The following is a 17,883-nucleotide window of genomic DNA, read 5'->3' as shown; positions in this document are numbered from 1 at the left end:
GAAGAACTTCAAACTACATAACCTCCATCATTGCCATAATCGCGAATGCGAGCGCCAGCGCAGTAGCCAAGGCTAACACTGCAGTCGGCACCCTCAATCCACGCTGGTACGTTGACCACACTCCGCCTGCGAGCACACCCGCCAACACGAAGAGGCCAAGCACCCCCATACTTGCTGGAATGCCTCCCACCTATAACGCACCCTTTGTCGACGGCACACCCGTAATCTTTGGGTCTGCATCCACTGCAGCTCGCAAACTGCGGGCCACAGCCTTGAATTCGGCTTCCGTAATGTGGTGCGGATCGCGACCATAGCGCACATTCACGTGCAAGGTCATTCGGGAGTTATACGCAAGCGTCTCAAAGAAATGACGGTTTATCACCGTGGCGTAGTGTCCGCCGATGACCTGCCAATCCATATGCTCCGGCTCACCGTTCATCACAAAGTACGGACGCCCAGACAGATCTACAACTGCCTCAACGAGCGTTTCGTCCATCGGCAACAGCATCGAGCCAAAGCGGCGGATGCCACGCTTGTCCCCGATCGCATCCAGTAGCGCCCACCCGAGCGTGATGGCGGTGTCTTCCACCGTGTGGTGGGCATCGATCTCCGTGTCGCCTTTCGCCTTCACCGTGAGGTCGAAAGCACCGTGGGCTCCGAATGCGGTGAGCATGTGATCGAAAAACGGCAATCCGGTGTCAATGTCAGTCACGCCTGTGCCGTCGAGATCGATGGACACAGTGATGTCGGATTCAGACGTCTTCCTGTGTGCGGTCCCTACCCTATTCGCCATGAAGTACCTTTCTTGCTGCCTCTAGGAAGGCATCGTTTTCGCTATCAAGTCCAACCGTCACTCGCAGGTGACCTGCGACGCCAACGTCACGAATGAGTACGCCACAGTCGAGGAACTGCTGCCACGCTGCATGGGTCGAAGTGGCATCGCCAAACGGGCCGAAGAAGATGAAATTCGACGAGCTCGGCACAATCTTGTAGCCCATCTCTTCCAGCGCTGCTTGCACGCGCACGCGCTCCTGCGCCAACTTGTCAACCGTCGCGAGCGTGTCCCCGGCGTGCTTCAGCGCCACGCGTGCAGCGACCTGGGAGAGCACCGAGAGGTGGTACGGCAAGCGAACCAGCATGACGGCGTCGATAAACGCCGGTGCTGCAACGAAGTACCCTAGGCGCGCGCCTGCGAAATCGAACGCCTTCGACATCGTGCGCGACACAACGAGCTTCTCTGGATACGTTGCTAGCAGCGTCGTTGCGGACGGGGAATCCGAAAACTCAGCGTACGCCTCGTCAATAATCACGATGCCAGGTGCAGCCTGAACAATCTTTTCGATGTCTTCGAGTGCAGTCTCACCGCCAGTTGGATTGTTCGGCGTAGTGATAAAGATGACGTCCGGCGCGTGCTTTTCGACGGCCTGCACGGCCTGCTGCACATCGATATCGAAAGATTCGTTGCGATCAATCGGGATAAACTCGGTTTGCGTGCCCGCCGCAAGGATTGGGTGCATCGAGTAGCTAGGCACGAACCCCAAGGCACTGCGTCCGGGGCCACCGAAAGCTTGCAACAGCTGCTGCAAAATCTCGTTCGAACCGTTTGCGGCCCAAATATTGTCTTTGCTGACTTGGACCCCCGTCTGCTTCGACACGTATGCGGCCAAGTCTTCCCGAAGCAACACGGCGTCGCGCTCTGGGTAGCGGTTGAGCGACCGTGCCGCAGCTTCAACCTCGGCAACCAGGTCCTGAATCAACGCCTCAGAGGGCGGGTACGGATTCTCGTTGGTGTTCAGCGCGACAGGCACTTTCAACTGTGGGGCGCCGTATGGGTTCTTTCCTTGCAGCTCGTCGCGAAGTGGTAGCGATTCGAGCGTGACGCCCTTCGCGATCGTCGAGGGATCAGTAAACATACTTACTTAGCTCCGTTTCCTCGTGCCTTAATGGATTCACCGTGTGCAGGAAGCTGCTCTTCCGCAGCCAGCACCATGATGTCCTCAGCAATTTCCGCCAACGCTGCCTTGTCGTACTCGATGAGATTGACAGGCTTCAGGAACGTCAGGGTGGACAGGCCGGGGTTGAAGCGCGCCGTCCCGGATGTCGGCAAGACGTGGTTCGAGCCAGCCGCATAGTCACCGAGTGGGACCGGTGAGTATGGCCCGACGAAAATTGCGCCCGCGTTTCGAACTCGCTCCGCAACCGCGCGAGCATCGCGCGTGTGCACCTCCAGGTGCTCTGCTGCGTAAACGTCTGCGACTGCGACAGCCTTCTCAATATCATCGACCAGGATGATGCCGGACTGCTTACCGCCCAGCGCAGTAGAGGCGCGCTCAGCGTTGAGCGTTTCCTTCGAGCGCTGCTCAACGAGTTGGCCGACTTCCTGCGCCAGGGCCTCTGAGTCGGTGATAAGCACACTAGCTGCTTGCTCGTCGTGCTCTGCCTGCGAAATCAGATCGAGCGCCACGTATTCCGCATTCGCGCTATCATCGGCGATAACCGCGATCTCGCTCGGGCCGGCCTCCGCGTCAATGCCCACCGTGCCGTTGACTACACGCTTCGCGGCAGCAACGTAGATGTTCCCCGGTCCGGTCACCATATCAACTGGTTCCAGGCCGTGGGCATCATCGCCGTACGCCAGCAATGCAATCGCCTGGGCTCCACCGACTGCCCACACTTCATCGACGCCGAGCAGCGCGCACGCGGCGAGCGTCGTTGGGTGCGGCCAGCCGCCGAACTCCTCCTGAGGAGGAGTGCAGACCACCATGCTGTCCGTCCCCGCCTCCTGCGCAGGAATCACGTTCATGAGCACGCTCGAGGGGTACACCGCCTTTCCACCTGGAACATAAAGTCCCACGCGCGAAACAGGAATAAATGTCTCGGTGACAGTTGCGCCATTCGCAAGCGTCGTAGTGTGTGGCTGCGGCTTCTGTTCAGCGTGTACCTTGCGAATCCGCTCGATCGCGACTTCAAGCGCGGAGCGCAGCGCAGGATCAAGCTTGTCGACGGCCTCTTTGATCACCTCCGACGGCACCCGCACGGATGCTGGACGGATCCCGTCGAACTTCTCTCCGTATTCGAGTGCCTTTTCGGCACCGCCTACGCGAACCTCTTCAACGATCGGCGTAACTGCGGGAAGCACGGCATGGACATCAACGCCACCACGTGGCAGTGCCCTGCGAAGTTCGGCGGTCGTTGGGGTTGTCCCCCGGAGGTCGGTAACTCTCAGCATTTTCGTGTCTCCCAGATTCAACAAATGAGCACAATACGTACCGCAGCCATTGTATTCTCCGACAGGCGCGAAAACGCTGTTCAGGCCAAAAAAGGCGTCACCCCAGAGCTTTCACCAAGGGAATAAGGTAGTTCACACTATTTCGGGGGTGTCGACTGCGCGGATCACCATCCTCGACCACGCGACGAGTCCTGTGGCGAATGGAGCGAGGCACAACGCCACTCCCGGGGCAACTATCGGAAACACGCTGAAGCGTTGACCGTCCTGGAAGCCGTCTGCATGCTCAGGCAAAGCTGTGAGCCAGCCCGAGACCATTCCGCCAACCGCCAATACAACGTATCCGGCGAGCGCGGCAACGATGAGCTGCCAGACAAACCATGCGAGCTGGCCCCCGCCTCGACGCGCTCGACCCGCAGCACCGACAACCAACCCGACTACCAACAACACCACCGCTAGCCAGCCGAGTCCAGCAAACTGCGCATTCTGGATCGTTTCCGTTTCATCGATCATGAACGATCCATCCGACACAACGGTCACTATCGGGGGACGCAACCACGCCCACGCTGCCCCACCGATTACACCGCTGACAAGCCCAACGAAAAGCAGGCCGGCGCCAGCGTGGATCGTGGCGCGCGGCTTGGAGTCGAGCTGCTGTGCTAGTTGCACAGCTTCCAGCGACCGTCTTCGTGCGTGAAGAGCTGGGTCTGGGTCTTTTCGCCCTCGGAGTTATTCGACTTCACTGTCGCCGAAGCATGGTTGCCATCAACGCGGACGTCGCTCAGGGAAATTTCGGTCTTCGGGATCTCAATCGCCTGACCGGCCTCTTCCTGCATACGGGCAGCCTGCTCAATCACCTCGAGGGAAACGCCTTGGCGCTCCATCTCTTCCAGTGCGGGTTCGGTGATCTTCTTACAGGAGTTATCCAAGATGACGCGCGTCCACTTTTCGAAGGACTCCGGGTTGGTCACCTTGCGAACCACTTCCTCCATTTCCTTGCGCTGCTCTTCGGTGCCTTCTTTACCGCCCTCGATTGGCTCGAAGGTTGGAACAGCGAACTCTCCGTCCTCAAACGGATTCGCAATCGTTGGGATCGCACCGGGCTCCCCTTGTGCCTCCGTCTGCTTTTTGTCGTCGGACTTCTTCTCGCCCTTTTCGTCCTTCTTCGGCTCTTCCTTCGCCGAATTCTCGGCCTTATCTTTCTCAGAAGCCGCCGAATTCGGAGCGCTGGCAGCGGTGGACAGTCCGCCGCCCGCGGTCTCGTCATCAGAGCCACACGCAGTCAATGACATTGCCAATGCAACAACGGCAGCTGCAGCAACCTTGGAACCAGTGGTGGAAATCCTCACGACGTATCTCTCCTTACAGCGACCAGCACAACGGTTGTACCCGGCCTGTTACGTTAAAAATCGTTGATGCCAATTTTAACCACTCGTTTCTGCTGGCCCAATTACGCTCCGGTACAAAGTATCTGAACACTCTCTGTGAACTCGTTGTAAACGTCCACCCCCTCTCCACCATGAGACAGGTAACATGGGCACACATGCACCTGTCCGTGGATCAGATCACGATCACTGCGATGGATTTACTCAGGTCATATGGCTTAGCCGATGTGTCAATGCGCAGGATCGCCAAGGAGCTCGACGTCGCACCGTCAGCGCTGTATTGGCATGTGGCAAGCAAACAGGACCTTGTGGCTCGCCTGGCAGAGCACATCGTTGCGCCCCTCACAACCTCCTCCTCACCAGCCACATCCACGAGTGAAGCAGCCAGAATGCTCCGTAACTGCCTGCTCAGCATTCGAGATGGTGCTGAGGTGACGGTCACAGCGGTAGGCAATCCGGAGTCTCCGATACACTCCCAACTCCAGCGCTTTTTCATCACATCATTGGCTATGGAAGTCGAAGGGGCGTCGACACCTCAGCTCCGCGCAACCGCCGATGCTCTCCTACACCTGATCCTTGGCAGTGCCCTCGTCCAGCAAACTGAATCCCAGCTGGTAGCGGCTACGAATGCAAGCGAAACATTGCCACAATCACAGACCATTGAGAGGGACGACTCGTTCGCATTTTCCGTCGATCTCATCATTCGGGGGCTGCAAGCGGGCTGCTGATTGCCAGGCTGGTGAGGGTTTCGCAATGCGGGAACCCCCGGGGGTGCACTATGGTGATTCCTTATGATTCAAAGCTCTACTTCCCCAAAGCCCGCGAACGATATCGTCGTGTGGCCTGGTTCCCCATACCCGCTAGGTTCTACCTATGACGGTGCCGGAACAAACTTCACGCTCTTTTCAGGAGTTGCGGAGAAGGTTGAACTTTGCCTTATCGACGACGAAGGCGCCGAAACTCGCATCGAACTTGAAGAGGTAGACAACCACGTGTGGCACGCCTACCTTCCAGGAATTACACCTGGACAGCGCTACGGCTACCGCGTCCATGGTCCGTGGGATCCAGCGAACGGCAAGCGCTGCGACGCGAACAAGTTGCTCGTCGACCCCTACGCGCGCGCTTTCGACGGCGAGTTCTCACAGCATTCTTCGCTGTTTTCCTATGACATCAATGCAGAGGTCCGCGGAACGGGCCGCAACGAAGAAGACTCGCTGGGCCATACGATGCTTTCTGTCGTCATCAACCCGTTCTTTGACTGGGGCGATGACCGTGCACCACGCATCCCAGATGAGGAAACAGTCATCTACGAATGCCACGTCAAAGGCATGACCCAGACGCACCCTGACGTACCCGAAAACCTCCGCGGCACCTACGCAGGCATGGCACACCCAGCAGTGGTCAATTATCTCAAGGATCTGGGTGTGACGTCTGTCGAGCTCCTGCCGGTCCACCAGTTCCTACAGGACGACCGACTGCGTGATCTCGGGCTGCGTAACTACTGGGGCTACAACACCTTTGGATTCTTCGCACCCGAGAACAACTACGCAGCTACTGCGCAGCCGAGCGACGCCGTCGCCGAGTTCAAGGGCATGGTGCGGGCGTACCACGAGGCAGGCATGGAGGTCATCCTTGACGTCGTGTACAACCACACTGCTGAAGGCAACCACCTCGGCCCCACCATTGCTTTCCGCGGCATCGACAATGAGGCCTACTACCGCCTGGTGAACAACGACAAGTTCCACTACATGGACTACACAGGCACCGGAAACTCATTCAATGTGCGCGACCCTCACTCACTGCAGCTCATCATGGACTCTTTGCGTTACTGGGTCACTGAGATGCACGTCGATGGTTTCCGTTTCGATCTAGCTTCGACCCTTGCACGCGAGTTCTCTGACGTCGATCGTCTGGCAACATTCTTCGACCTGGTCCAACAGGACCCGGTAGTCTCGCAGGTCAAGTTGATCGCCGAGCCATGGGATGTCGGTGAGGGAGGCTACCAAGTTGGCAACTTCCCTGCGCTGTGGAGCGAATGGAATGGTAAGTACCGCGACACGATGCGCGACTTCTGGCGCGGTGAACCCGCTACGCTTGGTGAGTTCGCATCCCGTCTGACCGGCTCCTCTGACTTGTACCAACACAACGGACGTCGCCCTACTGCCTCGATTAACTTCATTACGGCCCACGACGGTTTCACGTTGAATGACTTGGTTTCCTACAACCACAAGCACAACGAGGCCAACGGTGAGGACAACCGCGACGGCGAAAGCCACAACCGCTCCTGGAACTGTGGCGTCGAGGGCCCGACGGATGATGCCGAGGTGAATCAGTTGCGTGCGCAGCAGCGTCGCAACTTCTTGACGACGCTCCTGCTCTCCCAGGGCACACCGATGATCTCCCACGGCGACGAGCTTGCCCGCACCCAGGGCGGTAACAACAATGTGTACTGCCAGGACAATGAAATCGCGTGGATGGACTGGACACAGCTCGACGACAGCGAGCAGCTGCACGAATTCACAAAGCGCCTGATCGCGATCCGCAAGGCTCACCCGGTCTTCCGCAGGCGTCGGTTCTTGGAAGGTGGTGCGCTTGGCGCGGATGTGGTCGACCGCGAGATTGCTTGGCTAGTTCCTTCCGGCGAACTCATGACGCAGTCCGACTGGGACTTCGCCTTCGGCAAGGCCTTGATGGTGTACTTCAACGGCGACGCTATCGCGGAGCCGGATGCTCGCGGTCAGCGTGTGCGAGATGATTCGTTCATTCTGATGTTCAACGCCCACTACGAAGACATCGAATTCACGCTTCTGCCACAGGAGTTCGGATCAAGCTGGGAGGTGCTCATCGATACAACTGAGCAACTTGGCTACCCGGCGAGCACGCTGACAATCGGCGCCTCGGAGACCACAGTCGTCCCGGCGCGGTCCACAGTTGTGCTGAAACAGGTAGGTGCCCCGGTTCGCGAGGACGCCTAACTCCAGGGGCTTGACCGCCGTCAGTTTCATGTCCGGTGGGTGAGTAGTATGTGTGCTACCCGCCTACCGGATTTTTGATTGGAGCCATACGCTGTGATTACTGCTAGCCGTGCGACGTTGAGTGTTTCGAATACGGAGCTGGTCGTCACCCCAACCCCCTTGGAGGCGGCGCTGGCTGGCTCCAGCGAGCCCACGCGCATTCCGATAGAGGCAATCACAAAGGTTGACTTGACCGAAGGCGATGACTGGAGCACGGGCACCGTCAGTATCACGTGTAGCGACATCGTTGTAAACGTTGTTTTTGCGCCTGGCGCGGGCGCTGCGATGCGCGAGCTCGAGGATGCTATTTCTGCTGCGCAGCGTGGCGACGCCCCGACGCAGGACGCGCAGCGAAGCGGTTCAAGCGGTTTGCCTGGCTTTGATTTCGTTGCGTTTGATGTGGAAACTGCCAACCAGAGGTGGGGTTCTATCTGTCAGATCGGTGCAGTGAAAGTCATTGATGGTGTAGAAACTGACCGCGTTTCTTGGTTGTGTATGCCTCCGGAGCAGTGGGCCGAGTTTGACCCCCACAACGTCGCTATTCATAGGATTCGTCGGGAGGACGTGGCAGACGCACCAAGTGTGGCTGACTGTATTGCGCAACTTGTCGAGTTCGCTGGTTCCCTCCCCCTTGTGGCTCACAATGCGCATTTTGATAGCACTGCGCTGTTTCAAGCTGCTGGTGCAGTCGGGATGGATGCGCCACAGGTGCTCTTCGCATGCTCGTTGGCGCAGGCACGCTCGTGCGACCTTGATGTTGAGAACCACAAGTTGCCCACCTTGGCGTCTCACTTCGGCGTGCCGCTGGAGCAGCACCACGACGCCTGCGCGGATGCTGCAGCCTGTGCGGGCATCATGGTTGGCCTGGCCCGTCGGGCGCACTACCAGGGTTCACTTGTTGGGTTTGTCCATGACGCAGGCTTCACTTTGGGCTCGATCGATTCCCATCGGGTGACTCCAGTGCTCAGGGACCGATCCGGCGCGGGCCGTGCACTGCAAGCAGAAAGCATCGCCAAGGGAGGCATGCAGGCAGCTGCCGCTGCAGTTCCTGCACCTGCTGGAAGCAACCAAGCGGGCCCCTCTAGAAAGAGCACACAGAAGCAGAGCAAGGGTCGCAAGCCAGCTCCGTGGCAAGCGGTGGCAACCCCGGACACGGTGCCAGAACCGGCGCTCGATGCTGATGCTTCCTCGCCATTGTTTGGGCAGCACGTCACGCTGACCGGTGAGTTTTCTCCATTTGATAAGGGTGCGCTGTGGCAAGGCATTGCTGCTCAGGGCGGCCAGGTGGGCAAGAACGTGACGAAGAAGACCACCATCCTCGTTGTTGGCGAATGGGGGTCAATGACCTCGAAGGAAAAGCGGGCTCGGCAGCTTATTGAGCAGGGCCAAGACATAGCAATCTGGAAGGCCGATCAATTACTGGATGCCCTAGGATTGAACGAGCAACCACCGTTTTAAAACTTTTTGGGAACCATCGGCGGGTTTGAACGGTCTAAGTACATATGACTACTCATATGCCCGCTCCGTGCGCCCCTTCAATGCTTGTACCCATTTTCCCCCGTCTGGCCCGACGTTGTGAAGTCACGTCGAGTTCTTCGCGTGCGTGGCTCACGCCAGGTTTCGGGGCTTCGACCGCTTACATCAGTTTGGCGCCCGGGTTGGTGTGCGTCTTTGACTCAGATTCGGTGGAGGGCCTGACGCACCAGTCCATTGGCGCGATGGGCTTGACGGTCCACCAGGCATGGAACTCAGCTGCGCGCATGCTGAGCACCGATCTTCTCGAGGGCCGAGTGATCTTGGACTACCTGCCAGCGGAAAATTCGCTAGGGTTCGGAGCACCGAAGGGAGTTCAGGTGCAAAGCTCTGCTGGGTATGCGGCGTCTTGGCTCGCTCACCCGCAACTCTTCTCGACGCTCTATGCTCACGTTGATCGCGTACTCATGCCGCACAACGAATTGCTGTTCTATTCCCGCGATCAGCAAGAACTCTTCGTCTTCGACGCCACCTTGGAGGAAGTTCTGGCGTTCGCCAATCCGGAGCACGTCATGCGCTATTCGGTTGGCTTCCCTCTCTCTTGTGATTCTCGCGTCCGCAGCTAAGTGCGTCTTGAGCTACTAGGGTGGCTGGTAACTTCAAGGAGGACGTATTGCAAGCCCCAATTACATCAACCTACCGTCTCCAGCAGCGTGGCCCACAAGCCGATCCGTCGGGTCGCGCGTTCGGCTTCGACCAGGCAGCGCAGTGTCTGCCCTATTTGGAGTCACTCGGTATTTCCCATGTGTACCTCTCTCCTATCTTGCAGGCACTGCCGACATCGAATCACAACTATGACGTCACTGACCCGACTGTGGTCAACCCGGAACTGGGTGGACTAGCAGGCTTCCGGCGCTTCGTGGAGGCAGCCAGAAAACTCAACCTTGGCGTGATCATCGATATCGTGCCGAACCACCTGGGTGTCGCTTCCCCGCAGCTCAATAGCTGGTGGTGGGACGTTCTCAAGCATGGTCGCGACTCTGAGTACGAGCGCTACTTCGATATCGATTGGCACGCTGACAACGGGGCGGGCGGGAAGCTCGGCCTGCCGATCTTCGGGAAGGAACACGACGAAGATGCTCTCACGCTGCGCTATTTAGATCAGGACAACCCCGAAAGCGGCATCGTGCTGGCCTACTACGACAACGTATTCCCACTCAAGCCAGGCACCTGCTCTTCCCTCGACGACGATCCGAAGGAGGTCTACGAGCGTCAGTCCTACAAGCTGATGTTTTGGCGCGACGGCATCATTTCTTATCGCCGATTCTTCTCTGTCAACGGGCTTGCGGGCATCCGACAAGAGGACCCCGCGGTCTTTGAACACACGCATGCGATCATCCGCCAGCTTGTGGCTGAGGATCTGATTGACGGCGTCCGCGTCGACCACCCGGATGGACTCACGGATCCTTTCGGGTACTTGTCACGGCTTCGTGATGTTGTTGGTCCCGATCGCTGGCTGGTCGTCGAGAAGATCTTGGAGGCCGACGAGCCGCTCGACCCACGCCTGCGCGTCAACGGCACAACTGGCTACGACGCGCTTCGCGAGCTCGACGGCATCTTCGTCAACCAGACGGCCGAGGATACACTCAGTATGCTCGCACTGCGCCAATCGGGCTCCACGTGGGATCAGGCGGCGCTTGATGCCGCGGCGCTACAGCTCAAGCGTGAGGTGGCAACGCACGAGCTTCAGGCGGAGGTTCGCCGTCTCACGCGCGCTATTCGGCGCGATAACTTTTCGACGGCCGGCTCCGCCGTCTCTGACGAAATCCTCGTTGACACCGTCATTGCATTAGTCGCAGCCATCCCCGTCTACCGCGCCGATTACCGATCACTGTCGAGGATCACGGCCACCGTGGTGGCCGATATGGCACAACGCTTCCCTTCCCGGCGCGACGCCCTCGACCTCATCGCGGCTGCCCTGCTCGCTGAAGGTGAGGCAAGCACCCGCTTTGCGCAGGTGTGTGGTGCGGTCATGGCGAAGGGGGTCGAAGACACGTTGTTCTATAGGGCGAACCGGTTGGTGGCGCTGCAGGAAGTAGGCGGCGCTCCTGGCCGCTTCGGAGTGGGCGCGGCGGAGTTTCACCTGCTACAGCAAGAGCGTGCTGAGCTGTGGCCGCAGACGATGACGACGTTAAGCACCCACGACACGAAGCGTTCCGAGGATACGCGCGCGCGGATGCTGGAGATCGCCGAAGTACCAAACGCGTTTGCGGAGTTAGTGAACACGACGACAGCGCTGTTGCCTCCGCCAGACCACGCCACGGCGCATTTCTTACTGCAGAATATCGTGGGGGTTTGGCCTGCGGATGGGATTGTTACGGAGTCGCTTTCGCAGCGGCTGCATGATTACGCGATCAAAGCAGTGCGTGAGGCAGCGCTGCATACGAGCTGGTTCGACGCTGATGAGGCGTATGAGCAGCAGGTGCTCGATTGGGTAAACGCAGTGCTGGCGGGGCCTGCAACGTCACTGATCACGGACTTCGTGTCAACCATCCATGAGGGGGCGGTCGCAGTAACGCTGGGGCGTAAAGTTCTCCAGCTTGCCGGCGCTGGCATTCCTGATACCTACCAGGGCATGGAGTTCTTCGAAACGACGCTTGTCGACCCAGATAACCGAAGCTTCATCGACTACACCGCACGCACGCAAACGCTGCACCGGTATCTCGATGCACGGCAGCAACCGCAGTTCAATCTGGGTGACTTCTTGGGCTGCGAGCAAGACGGTTCGCCGGGCCGGTCCTGGCCCGGCCTATCCGAGTCTGTTGACGCCGCCAAGCAGCTGGTTATCCGTGAATGCCTTACGGCACGAAAGACCACGCCGACCTTGTTTACCGAGGGGAAGCACCGCGCGGTGTTTGCGGTCGGCCCATCCCAGCAGCACTTTGTCGGATTCGCTCGTGAGCACCGGGATACGGCCGAGATTGGTGTGATTGCGGTTGCAACCCGAAAGCCCCTTGAACTTGCGCGCCGGGGTGGCTGGGAGGACACCACACTGACGTTGCCGCAGGGCTCCTGGTTCGAGCGGTTCACCGGTAGAGAGTTTCACGGCACAGTCCCGGTCGGAGTCCTGCTCGAGTACCTTCCTACTGCGCTGTTGGAGCGTCGAGAGGCCGTCGAATAGCAACGGTGGGTACACTGTTGTGCCGATGAACACGAAGCACAATGACACAATCGCGCAACTCGGCAACACCTACTTCGCGTGGCTACGGCAACACGAAGGGGTTGCCGAGGAGTTTCGTCATGCGCTCCACGAGCTTATGATCGACGCCGGTATCAACTTTGACCGCGTCGATGTGCGTATCAAAAGCTGGCCTTCGCTGAAAGAGAAAGCTAAGAAGCGTCGTGGTGGAAAGATTGTGTACCCGGACCCGTGGAACGACATCCGTGACCTCATCGGGGCCCGTATCACCGTGATGCATTCCACCGAAATACCAGCAGTGCTTCGCTTGCTTGCGGATCAGTTCGACGTGCTTCGTAGCGTGGACAAGGCGCAGGAGACGAGGGTGTCGGGCACGTTCGGATACGGCTCGCACCACCTGGTGCTCCAGGTAGGTGAGCATAACGAGGAGCTCGAACACTACCGCGGGCAAGTCTTCGAGGTGCAAGTACGGACGGTGCTACAGCACGCGTGGGCGGAGTTCGAGCACGATGTGCGCTACAAGCGCTCTCACGGCGAGCTGGACCCACAAATTGATCGCGCGTTCACGCTCGCAGCCGGGCTTATCGAACTTGCGGATCAGCAGTTCGACCAAATCGCAGAGCTGTCCAACCCGCAAAAACAGAGCCCGAGCGCTCCCGATACCGCAGCGGCATTGGCACCAGAGACGCTCCCCGGCGTGCTCACCGTGATCCTTGGGGCGTCGTTTCCCCTGTCCCGCGTTGATGATTACAGATTCTTGCACGAGCTACTCAGCGCCGACGGCATCGAGACAGTCTCTGCTCTCGCGGAGTTAGCGAACCCGGCAGACATCGAAGCCGTGCAGAACACGCTGCAGACGCGGTTCACCCCAGGCCAAGTCAGGCTTGTCGACGACCTCCTGCTGAACAAGTACGGGCAGGAGCACATCAACCGCACGTGGGAAAGCGGAAACCGGCCATTACTACGCAAACGCAAACTTACACGCAGGCTCACCCAACTCCGTGAGGGCGGCGCCCCGCAAACAAACTCGGGCGAGAACGCCTAGAAGCTGTTGCGCCCCCGCAGGCGGTCGAGCTGCCTGCGCTCTTTCTTCGTCGGCCGACCTGCCCCACGATCCCGTACGGGCAGCGCACCAAACACCTCCGATGTCACAGGAGGTGGGGAGTGGTCTACATAGCAGGTCGTGGCGATTTTCGCTCCGGCGCGCTTCTGCAGCGTCTGGGTGACTTCCAGGTCAAGGTAGCGATGGTCCTTCCACACCTTGAGCCGATCCCCTGGCACGACCTGTGCTGAGGGCTTGACTGCTTTGCCATTGAGCTTGGCATGTCCGGCGCGAACCGCCTCTGCGGACAACGAGCGCGTCTTAAAGATGCGGACAGCCCAGAGCCAGACGTCGATCCTCGTCGCGGTGGTATTTGGGCTAGTCATCGTGCTTGTTTAGTAGTTGTCGTGATGGTTTACGATCTTTTGCACCTTGCTCCAGTTGATATAGCCGCCAACCACGCCAATGACAAGGCACACGATAAACAGTTGCCACGAACCGGCAATCAGGCCGAGCGCTACACCAGCGCCGAGGCCACCGCCGGCCCACACGACTGCGTTCTTAGAGTAACGGCGTACCGCCTGCTTGCGGGATTCAATCGGATTCGATGGACGAGGCTGCATAGTCATGGCACACAGTTTAGCGTGCAGATTCAATCCATTGGCGACCTGCTTCTTCTGCCTCCGCGCGGCCCTGGGTGCTCGCTGCGAGTTGCGCGTCGAGTGCTTCGCGTTGTCCGGGGTCGTGCGCCAGCGTGTACGTGGCGGCGGCACCGTACTCGACGTTGACAATGTCAAAGCCTGCGTTGCGCAGCTCGGCCTCGATGCGACCTGCCTCCGCGTGCGGCAGATCGACGCGCACGAGTTCCTTTGTACTACGCAGCACCCGCGGTACCAGTGGAAGCGTCTGGCCAACGGAATCCGAGTAGGCGTGGACCAACCCACCGGCGCCCAGCTTGATACCGCCGAAGTACCGGATGACCACCGCAGTGAGGTCGAGCATCCCTGAACCGTGCAACATATCGAGCATCGGTTTGCCTGCGGTGCCGGAGGGCTCACCATCGTCAGATGAGCGCTCGACGGGCAGGGCGTCGTCGACGTGCAGGATATATGCGGAGCAATGGTGACGTGCATCCGGGTAAGTCTCACGGGCCTGCTGGATCAGGGACCGTGCCTCGGCTTCACACTGGGTGCGGCCGATCCAAGTGATGAATCGGGATCGTTTGATCTCGATTTCGTGGGTGGTGATGTCACCGGCGGCAGGCAGTTCGTACGATGTGCGCATAGTGCTTCCACTCTAAATCCATTGCGACGGTTATGGTACTTCCATACAGTTGGTGGTATGTCTAGCAAGCAAACTCCGATGCCCGAACAATTTGGGGTGTGGGCTCCGAACGCGCGCGCCGCGCGCCTGCACCTCCACGACAGCGAAGGGCCCCGCACGCTCGAGATGCAGCGCGACGATGCCCGCCGGGACTGGTGGGTGGTTCCACGCGAAGTCGCAAATCCTGAGGTGGGAGCGCGCTACAGCTTTTCACTACTGCGCAACGGCGAGTGGTCACAGCCTCTTCCCGACCCGCGATCACGCTTCCAGCCCGAGGGCGTCCACGGACCATCAGAGGTGACCAGCAGCACGTTCGATTGGACGGATGATTCGTGGGAAGGCATCGCACTTCGCGACCAAGTCCTCTACGAGCTCCACGTGGGCACCTTCACGCCACAGGGGACGTTCGAGGGAGCCGTCGAAAAGCTTGATTACCTTGCCGAACTTGGCGTCAACTCCATCGAGTTGCTGCCGGTGCAGCCCTTCGCGGGTGCCCGCAACTGGGGCTACGACGGCGTGGACTGGTTCGCCGTGCAGGAATCGTACGGCGGCCCCGAGGGCCTCAAGACCCTTATCGACGCTGCTCACGCCCGCGGTATCGCCGTCATCCTCGACGTGGTGTACAACCACTTCGGCCCCGAAGGTAACTACAACGGCAACTTCGGTCCGTACACAACCGCAGGGCACACCGACTGGGGTGACGTGATCAACCTGTCCGGTGCCCACTCGGATGAGGTCCGCGCATATGTACTCGACGCCGTGCTCCAATGGCTCGACGAGTTCCACGTCGATGGCCTGAGACTCGACGCGGTGCAGACCTACGACGATCGCCTGGCCTTCTCCATCATGGAGGAAATCAAGAACGTCGCCAACGAAGTTGAAGCTTCCACCGGCATCCCCCGCACCATCATCGCCGAATCGGAGCAAAACAACCCACGGCTCCTCGAGTCCCCGGAGCGCGGCGGCTACGGGCTCGACGCACACTGGCTTGACGACGTCCACCACGGGATCCACACGCTGGTCACCGGCGAGCGTGCCGGGTACTACGCCGACTATGGCACGCTCGAAATCCTGGCGGATACACTGCGCAACGGTTACCGCTTCCGCGAGGACTACTCCGTGTACCGCCAGCGTACCCACGGCAAGGCGCTCGACCTTGACCGCGTCGCACCGTGGCAGATGGTCACCTACACCACCGACCACGACCAGACCGGAAACCGTGCGAAGGGTGACCGCCCGTCGCAGTATCTCAGTGCGCGCAAGCAGGTCCTCAAGGCGGCCGTCGTACTCTTATCTCCATTCAGCCCGATGCTTTTCATGGGCGAAGAGTTCGGTGCACGCACGCCGTTCCCATTCTTTGTCTCGCACAGCGATCCACAGCTCCTGGAAATGACCCGCCAGGGGCGCATGAACGAGTTCGCCCGCATGGGGTGGGACTCCTCAACCGTCCCGGATCCTGCCGCGGAGGAAACGTTTACCTCCGCGAAGCTCGACTGGAACTTCGACGAGGAGCAGCTCGAGATCCTCAGCGCGTACAAGAAACTCATCGAGCTGCGCAAGCAGTACCCGATGGCGCGCGACGACCTCCGCCAGCTGACCGTAGATCACGGCCCAGCCCAGGGCGCAGACGACGCGTGGCTAACCATGGGTGACCAGGCAGTGCTGGTGGCAAACTTTGGGTCGGAGGGCACCGTCGCCCCAGTGGGCGGAACCCTGCTGTACACCTTCGGTGGCGCCGAGGTCTCCGCCGACGAAACCCGCTTAGAACCGTGGGCATTCGCCCTGGTTATGCCGACACAATAAAGTCATACTCTGGTGTGCCTGGGAGGAGGCGTCGGCAATCAATGACCGACGCCTCCATCCGCTCAAGCAACGGCTCAAGATCACTCGCGCAAGACAGCTCCAGGCCGACGAGCGCGGCGCCGGTTTCCTTGTTGTTCTTCTTCAAATATTCGAACAGCGCGATGTCATCGTTGGGGCCGAGGATGTCGGTAAGGAACGTGCGCAGCTGCCCTGGCTCCTGAGGGAAGTTCACCAAAAAGTAGTGCTTCAGTCCGCGGTGCACAAGCGAACGCTCCATGACCTCTGCGTAGCGCAACACGTCGTTGTTGCCACCAGAGATGATGCACACCACCGTGCTGCCCGGCTGCAGCTTCATCTGCGATAGTGCCGCCACAGACAGCGCGCCCGCAGGCTCCGCGATGATGCCCTCGTTTTGGTACAGCTCCAGCATCGACGTGCACACCGCGCCTTCTTTGCAACGCAGCAGGTGCGTGCGAGCAAGGTTTTCCTCAATAACAGCGAACGGGAAATCGCCGGTGCGCTTCACAGCCGCGCCATCCACGAAGGACTCAATTTCGTTGAGCGTCACAGGGTGACCAGCCTCCAGGGCGGCCTCAAGCGACGGTGCACCCTCGGGCTCAACGCCTACGACCGCAGTGCCAGGCACCATGTCGGACACGTAGGAAAGCACGCCAGCCAGCAAGCCTCCCCCGCCGACTGGCACGAAGATGGTGTCCAGCTCGCGGCCCATAACTGACAACTGCGACACGATCTCCGCCGCAACTGTCCCCTGCCCGATGACGGTATCACGGGCGTCAAAAGGCTCAACCATGGTTGCACCGCGCTCAGCAGCGTCCTTGCGGGCGGCCTCCGCAGCGGCGTCAAACGTATCCCCCACGACGACCAACTCGATGTTTTCGCCACCGTGCACCAGGATTCGGTCTCGCTTCTGCTTCGGCGTTGGCTTCGGCACAAAAATCTTGCCATGGATCCCCAACGCCCGACATGCGTAGGCCACACCCTGAGCGTGGTTGCCCGCTGACGCCGCAACGACGCCGGCTGCACGCGCCTCGTCACTGAGCCGTGAGATGCTGTAATACGCACCGCGAATCTTGTAGGAACGAACGTCTTGCAAATCTTCCCGCTTGAGGAAAATCTCGGCACCGTACTGCTGCGACAAACGGGGGCAGTACTGCAACGGTGTCGGCTCAATCACCGCAGAAATCTTCGACTGCGCTGCTTGAACGTCTGCGGCGTGTACCGCGTGGAAAGCTGGCTGTTCCTGTTCACTCATAACAGCAAAGTGTATACCGCTGCACCACGTCTAGGTGATACTTTGCCGTAGCCAGTCCAGGCGTTCTAACTATTAAAAGCGTCAATTATCTGCTAGATTTTCTAGCAACAATTCGTGGAGACCGTGGCATTTCATTGACATTGCT

The 17,883-nt window shown here is 59.4% G+C and carries 17 protein-coding genes; 7 read left to right on the top strand and 10 right to left on the bottom strand.

All coding sequences use genetic code 11. The features are described 5' to 3' along the window. Positions 1-13 precede the first annotated feature (13 nt). From KBX13_RS00405 to KBX13_RS00380, 6 genes are all read right to left on the bottom strand, one after another. Positions 14-190 (bottom strand): hypothetical protein, encoded by a 177-nt coding sequence (locus KBX13_RS00405; protein WP_168156151.1) that lies wholly within the window; start codon positions 188-190, stop codon positions 14-16. Beyond that, entirely contained in the window at positions 191-793 is a 603-nt protein-coding gene (hisB, locus tag KBX13_RS00400; RefSeq protein ID WP_070478835.1) for an imidazoleglycerol-phosphate dehydratase HisB, read from the bottom strand. Continuing rightward, a complete protein-coding gene (locus KBX13_RS00395; protein WP_256020246.1) occupies positions 783-1,913 on the bottom strand; it encodes a histidinol-phosphate transaminase in 1,131 nt (376 codons plus the stop codon). Before KBX13_RS00395 ends, hisB begins: the two co-directional genes overlap by 11 nt. A 2-nt stretch (positions 1,914-1,915) precedes the next feature. Then, positions 1,916-3,229: a histidinol dehydrogenase gene (gene hisD / locus KBX13_RS00390; RefSeq protein ID WP_070478832.1), complete on the bottom strand. Its 1,314-nt coding sequence runs from the start codon at positions 3,227-3,229 to the stop codon at positions 1,916-1,918. 132 nt (positions 3,230-3,361) lie between these two features. Further along, positions 3,362-3,895 (bottom strand): hypothetical protein, encoded by a 534-nt coding sequence (locus KBX13_RS00385; RefSeq protein ID WP_256020244.1) that lies wholly within the window; start codon positions 3,893-3,895, stop codon positions 3,362-3,364. Continuing rightward, a complete protein-coding gene (locus tag KBX13_RS00380; RefSeq protein WP_070362246.1) occupies positions 3,886-4,575 on the bottom strand; it encodes a hypothetical protein in 690 nt (229 codons plus the stop codon). Before KBX13_RS00380 ends, KBX13_RS00385 begins: the two co-directional genes overlap by 10 nt. Positions 4,576-4,745: 170 nt before the next feature. Between KBX13_RS00380 and KBX13_RS00375 the strand changes: the two genes are divergently transcribed. The 6 genes from KBX13_RS00375 to KBX13_RS00350 all read left to right on the top strand — a co-directional run bounded on the left by KBX13_RS00375 (position 4,746) and on the right by KBX13_RS00350 (position 13,342). Further along, positions 4,746-5,339 carry a TetR family transcriptional regulator gene (locus KBX13_RS00375; RefSeq protein WP_256020242.1) on the top strand — a complete coding sequence of 198 codons (594 nt, stop codon included), beginning with the start codon at positions 4,746-4,748 and terminating at the stop codon, positions 5,337-5,339. Between the two features lie 63 nt (positions 5,340-5,402). After that, the gene (gene glgX / locus KBX13_RS00370; RefSeq protein WP_070976605.1) at positions 5,403-7,586 is read left to right on the top strand and encodes a glycogen debranching protein GlgX; all 2,184 of its coding nucleotides are present in this window, start codon (positions 5,403-5,405) and stop codon (positions 7,584-7,586) included. A gap of 93 nt (positions 7,587-7,679) precedes the next feature. Further along, on the top strand, positions 7,680-9,083 hold the full coding sequence (locus KBX13_RS00365; RefSeq protein WP_070976602.1) for an exonuclease domain-containing protein: 1,404 nt from the start codon (positions 7,680-7,682) through the stop codon (positions 9,081-9,083). Positions 9,084-9,310: 227 nt separating this feature from the next. Next, entirely contained in the window at positions 9,311-9,724 is a 414-nt protein-coding gene (locus KBX13_RS00360) for a hypothetical protein (protein ID WP_252930768.1), read from the top strand. Between the two features lie 47 nt (positions 9,725-9,771). Continuing rightward, positions 9,772-12,279 carry a malto-oligosyltrehalose synthase gene (gene treY, locus KBX13_RS00355; RefSeq protein WP_256020240.1) on the top strand — a complete coding sequence of 836 codons (2,508 nt, stop codon included), beginning with the start codon at positions 9,772-9,774 and terminating at the stop codon, positions 12,277-12,279. Positions 12,280-12,304: 25 nt separating this feature from the next. Continuing rightward, positions 12,305-13,342: a GTP pyrophosphokinase family protein gene (locus tag KBX13_RS00350; protein WP_070362242.1), complete on the top strand. Its 1,038-nt coding sequence runs from the start codon at positions 12,305-12,307 to the stop codon at positions 13,340-13,342. Here the strand turns inward: KBX13_RS00350 and KBX13_RS00345 are convergent. From KBX13_RS00345 to KBX13_RS00335, 3 genes are read right to left on the bottom strand one after another with little or no spacing between them, the layout of a single operon-like run. Continuing rightward, positions 13,339-13,725, bottom strand: a complete 387-nt coding sequence (locus KBX13_RS00345) for an RNA-binding S4 domain-containing protein (protein WP_071572478.1) — start codon at positions 13,723-13,725, stop codon at positions 13,339-13,341. The two genes, KBX13_RS00350 and KBX13_RS00345, sit on opposite strands and share 4 nt — an antisense overlap. A 9-nt stretch (positions 13,726-13,734) precedes the next feature. Further along, a complete protein-coding gene (locus tag KBX13_RS00340; RefSeq protein ID WP_070362240.1) occupies positions 13,735-13,968 on the bottom strand; it encodes a hypothetical protein in 234 nt (77 codons plus the stop codon). Positions 13,969-13,978: 10 nt separating this feature from the next. Beyond that, a complete protein-coding gene (locus tag KBX13_RS00335; RefSeq protein WP_252930766.1) occupies positions 13,979-14,623 on the bottom strand; it encodes a YigZ family protein in 645 nt (214 codons plus the stop codon). A 57-nt stretch (positions 14,624-14,680) separates the two neighbouring features. On the opposite strand from KBX13_RS00335, the gene treZ reads away from it, so the two are divergent. After that, entirely contained in the window at positions 14,681-16,465 is a 1,785-nt protein-coding gene (gene treZ / locus KBX13_RS00330) for a malto-oligosyltrehalose trehalohydrolase (RefSeq protein WP_256020238.1), read from the top strand. Here treZ and ilvA read toward each other — a convergent pair. After that, positions 16,449-17,738, bottom strand: coding sequence for a threonine ammonia-lyase IlvA (gene ilvA, locus KBX13_RS00325; RefSeq protein WP_256020236.1), 1,290 nt, complete (start codon positions 17,736-17,738; stop codon positions 16,449-16,451). The two genes, treZ and ilvA, sit on opposite strands and share 17 nt — an antisense overlap. Positions 17,739-17,883 lie beyond the last annotated feature (145 nt).

Origin of the sequence: Corynebacterium sp. CCUG 51687 (assembly GCF_024453995.1) — a bacterium.
GTDB classification, from domain to species: Bacteria; Actinomycetota; Actinomycetes; order Mycobacteriales; family Mycobacteriaceae; genus Corynebacterium; species Corynebacterium pseudogenitalium.
The sequence above is the reverse complement of the archived record's forward strand: the minus strand, read 5'-3'. Positions and strand labels throughout refer to the sequence as shown.

What these genes read in the sequence shown, in the direction of transcription:
- KBX13_RS00375 (WP_256020242.1), top strand. Translation starts at nt 4,746, where the DNA reads ATGAGACAGGTAACATGGGCACACATGCACCTGTCCGTGGATCAGATC.
- KBX13_RS00335 (WP_252930766.1), bottom strand. Translation starts at nt 14,623, where the DNA reads ATGCGCACATCGTACGAACTGCCTGCCGCCGGTGACATCACCACCCAC.
- KBX13_RS00395 (WP_256020246.1), bottom strand. Translation starts at nt 1,913, where the DNA reads ATGTTTACTGATCCCTCGACGATCGCGAAGGGCGTCACGCTCGAATCG.
- KBX13_RS00350 (WP_070362242.1), top strand. Translation starts at nt 12,305, where the DNA reads ATGAACACGAAGCACAATGACACAATCGCGCAACTCGGCAACACCTAC.
- KBX13_RS00345 (WP_071572478.1), bottom strand. Translation starts at nt 13,725, where the DNA reads ATGACTAGCCCAAATACCACCGCGACGAGGATCGACGTCTGGCTCTGG.
- treZ (WP_256020238.1), top strand. Translation starts at nt 14,681, where the DNA reads ATGTCTAGCAAGCAAACTCCGATGCCCGAACAATTTGGGGTGTGGGCT.
- ilvA (WP_256020236.1), bottom strand. Translation starts at nt 17,738, where the DNA reads ATGAGTGAACAGGAACAGCCAGCTTTCCACGCGGTACACGCCGCAGAC.
- hisD (WP_070478832.1), bottom strand. Translation starts at nt 3,229, where the DNA reads ATGCTGAGAGTTACCGACCTCCGGGGGACAACCCCAACGACCGCCGAA.
- KBX13_RS00340 (WP_070362240.1), bottom strand. Translation starts at nt 13,968, where the DNA reads ATGACTATGCAGCCTCGTCCATCGAATCCGATTGAATCCCGCAAGCAG.
- glgX (WP_070976605.1), top strand. Translation starts at nt 5,403, where the DNA reads ATGATTCAAAGCTCTACTTCCCCAAAGCCCGCGAACGATATCGTCGTG.
- hisB (WP_070478835.1), bottom strand. Translation starts at nt 793, where the DNA reads ATGGCGAATAGGGTAGGGACCGCACACAGGAAGACGTCTGAATCCGAC.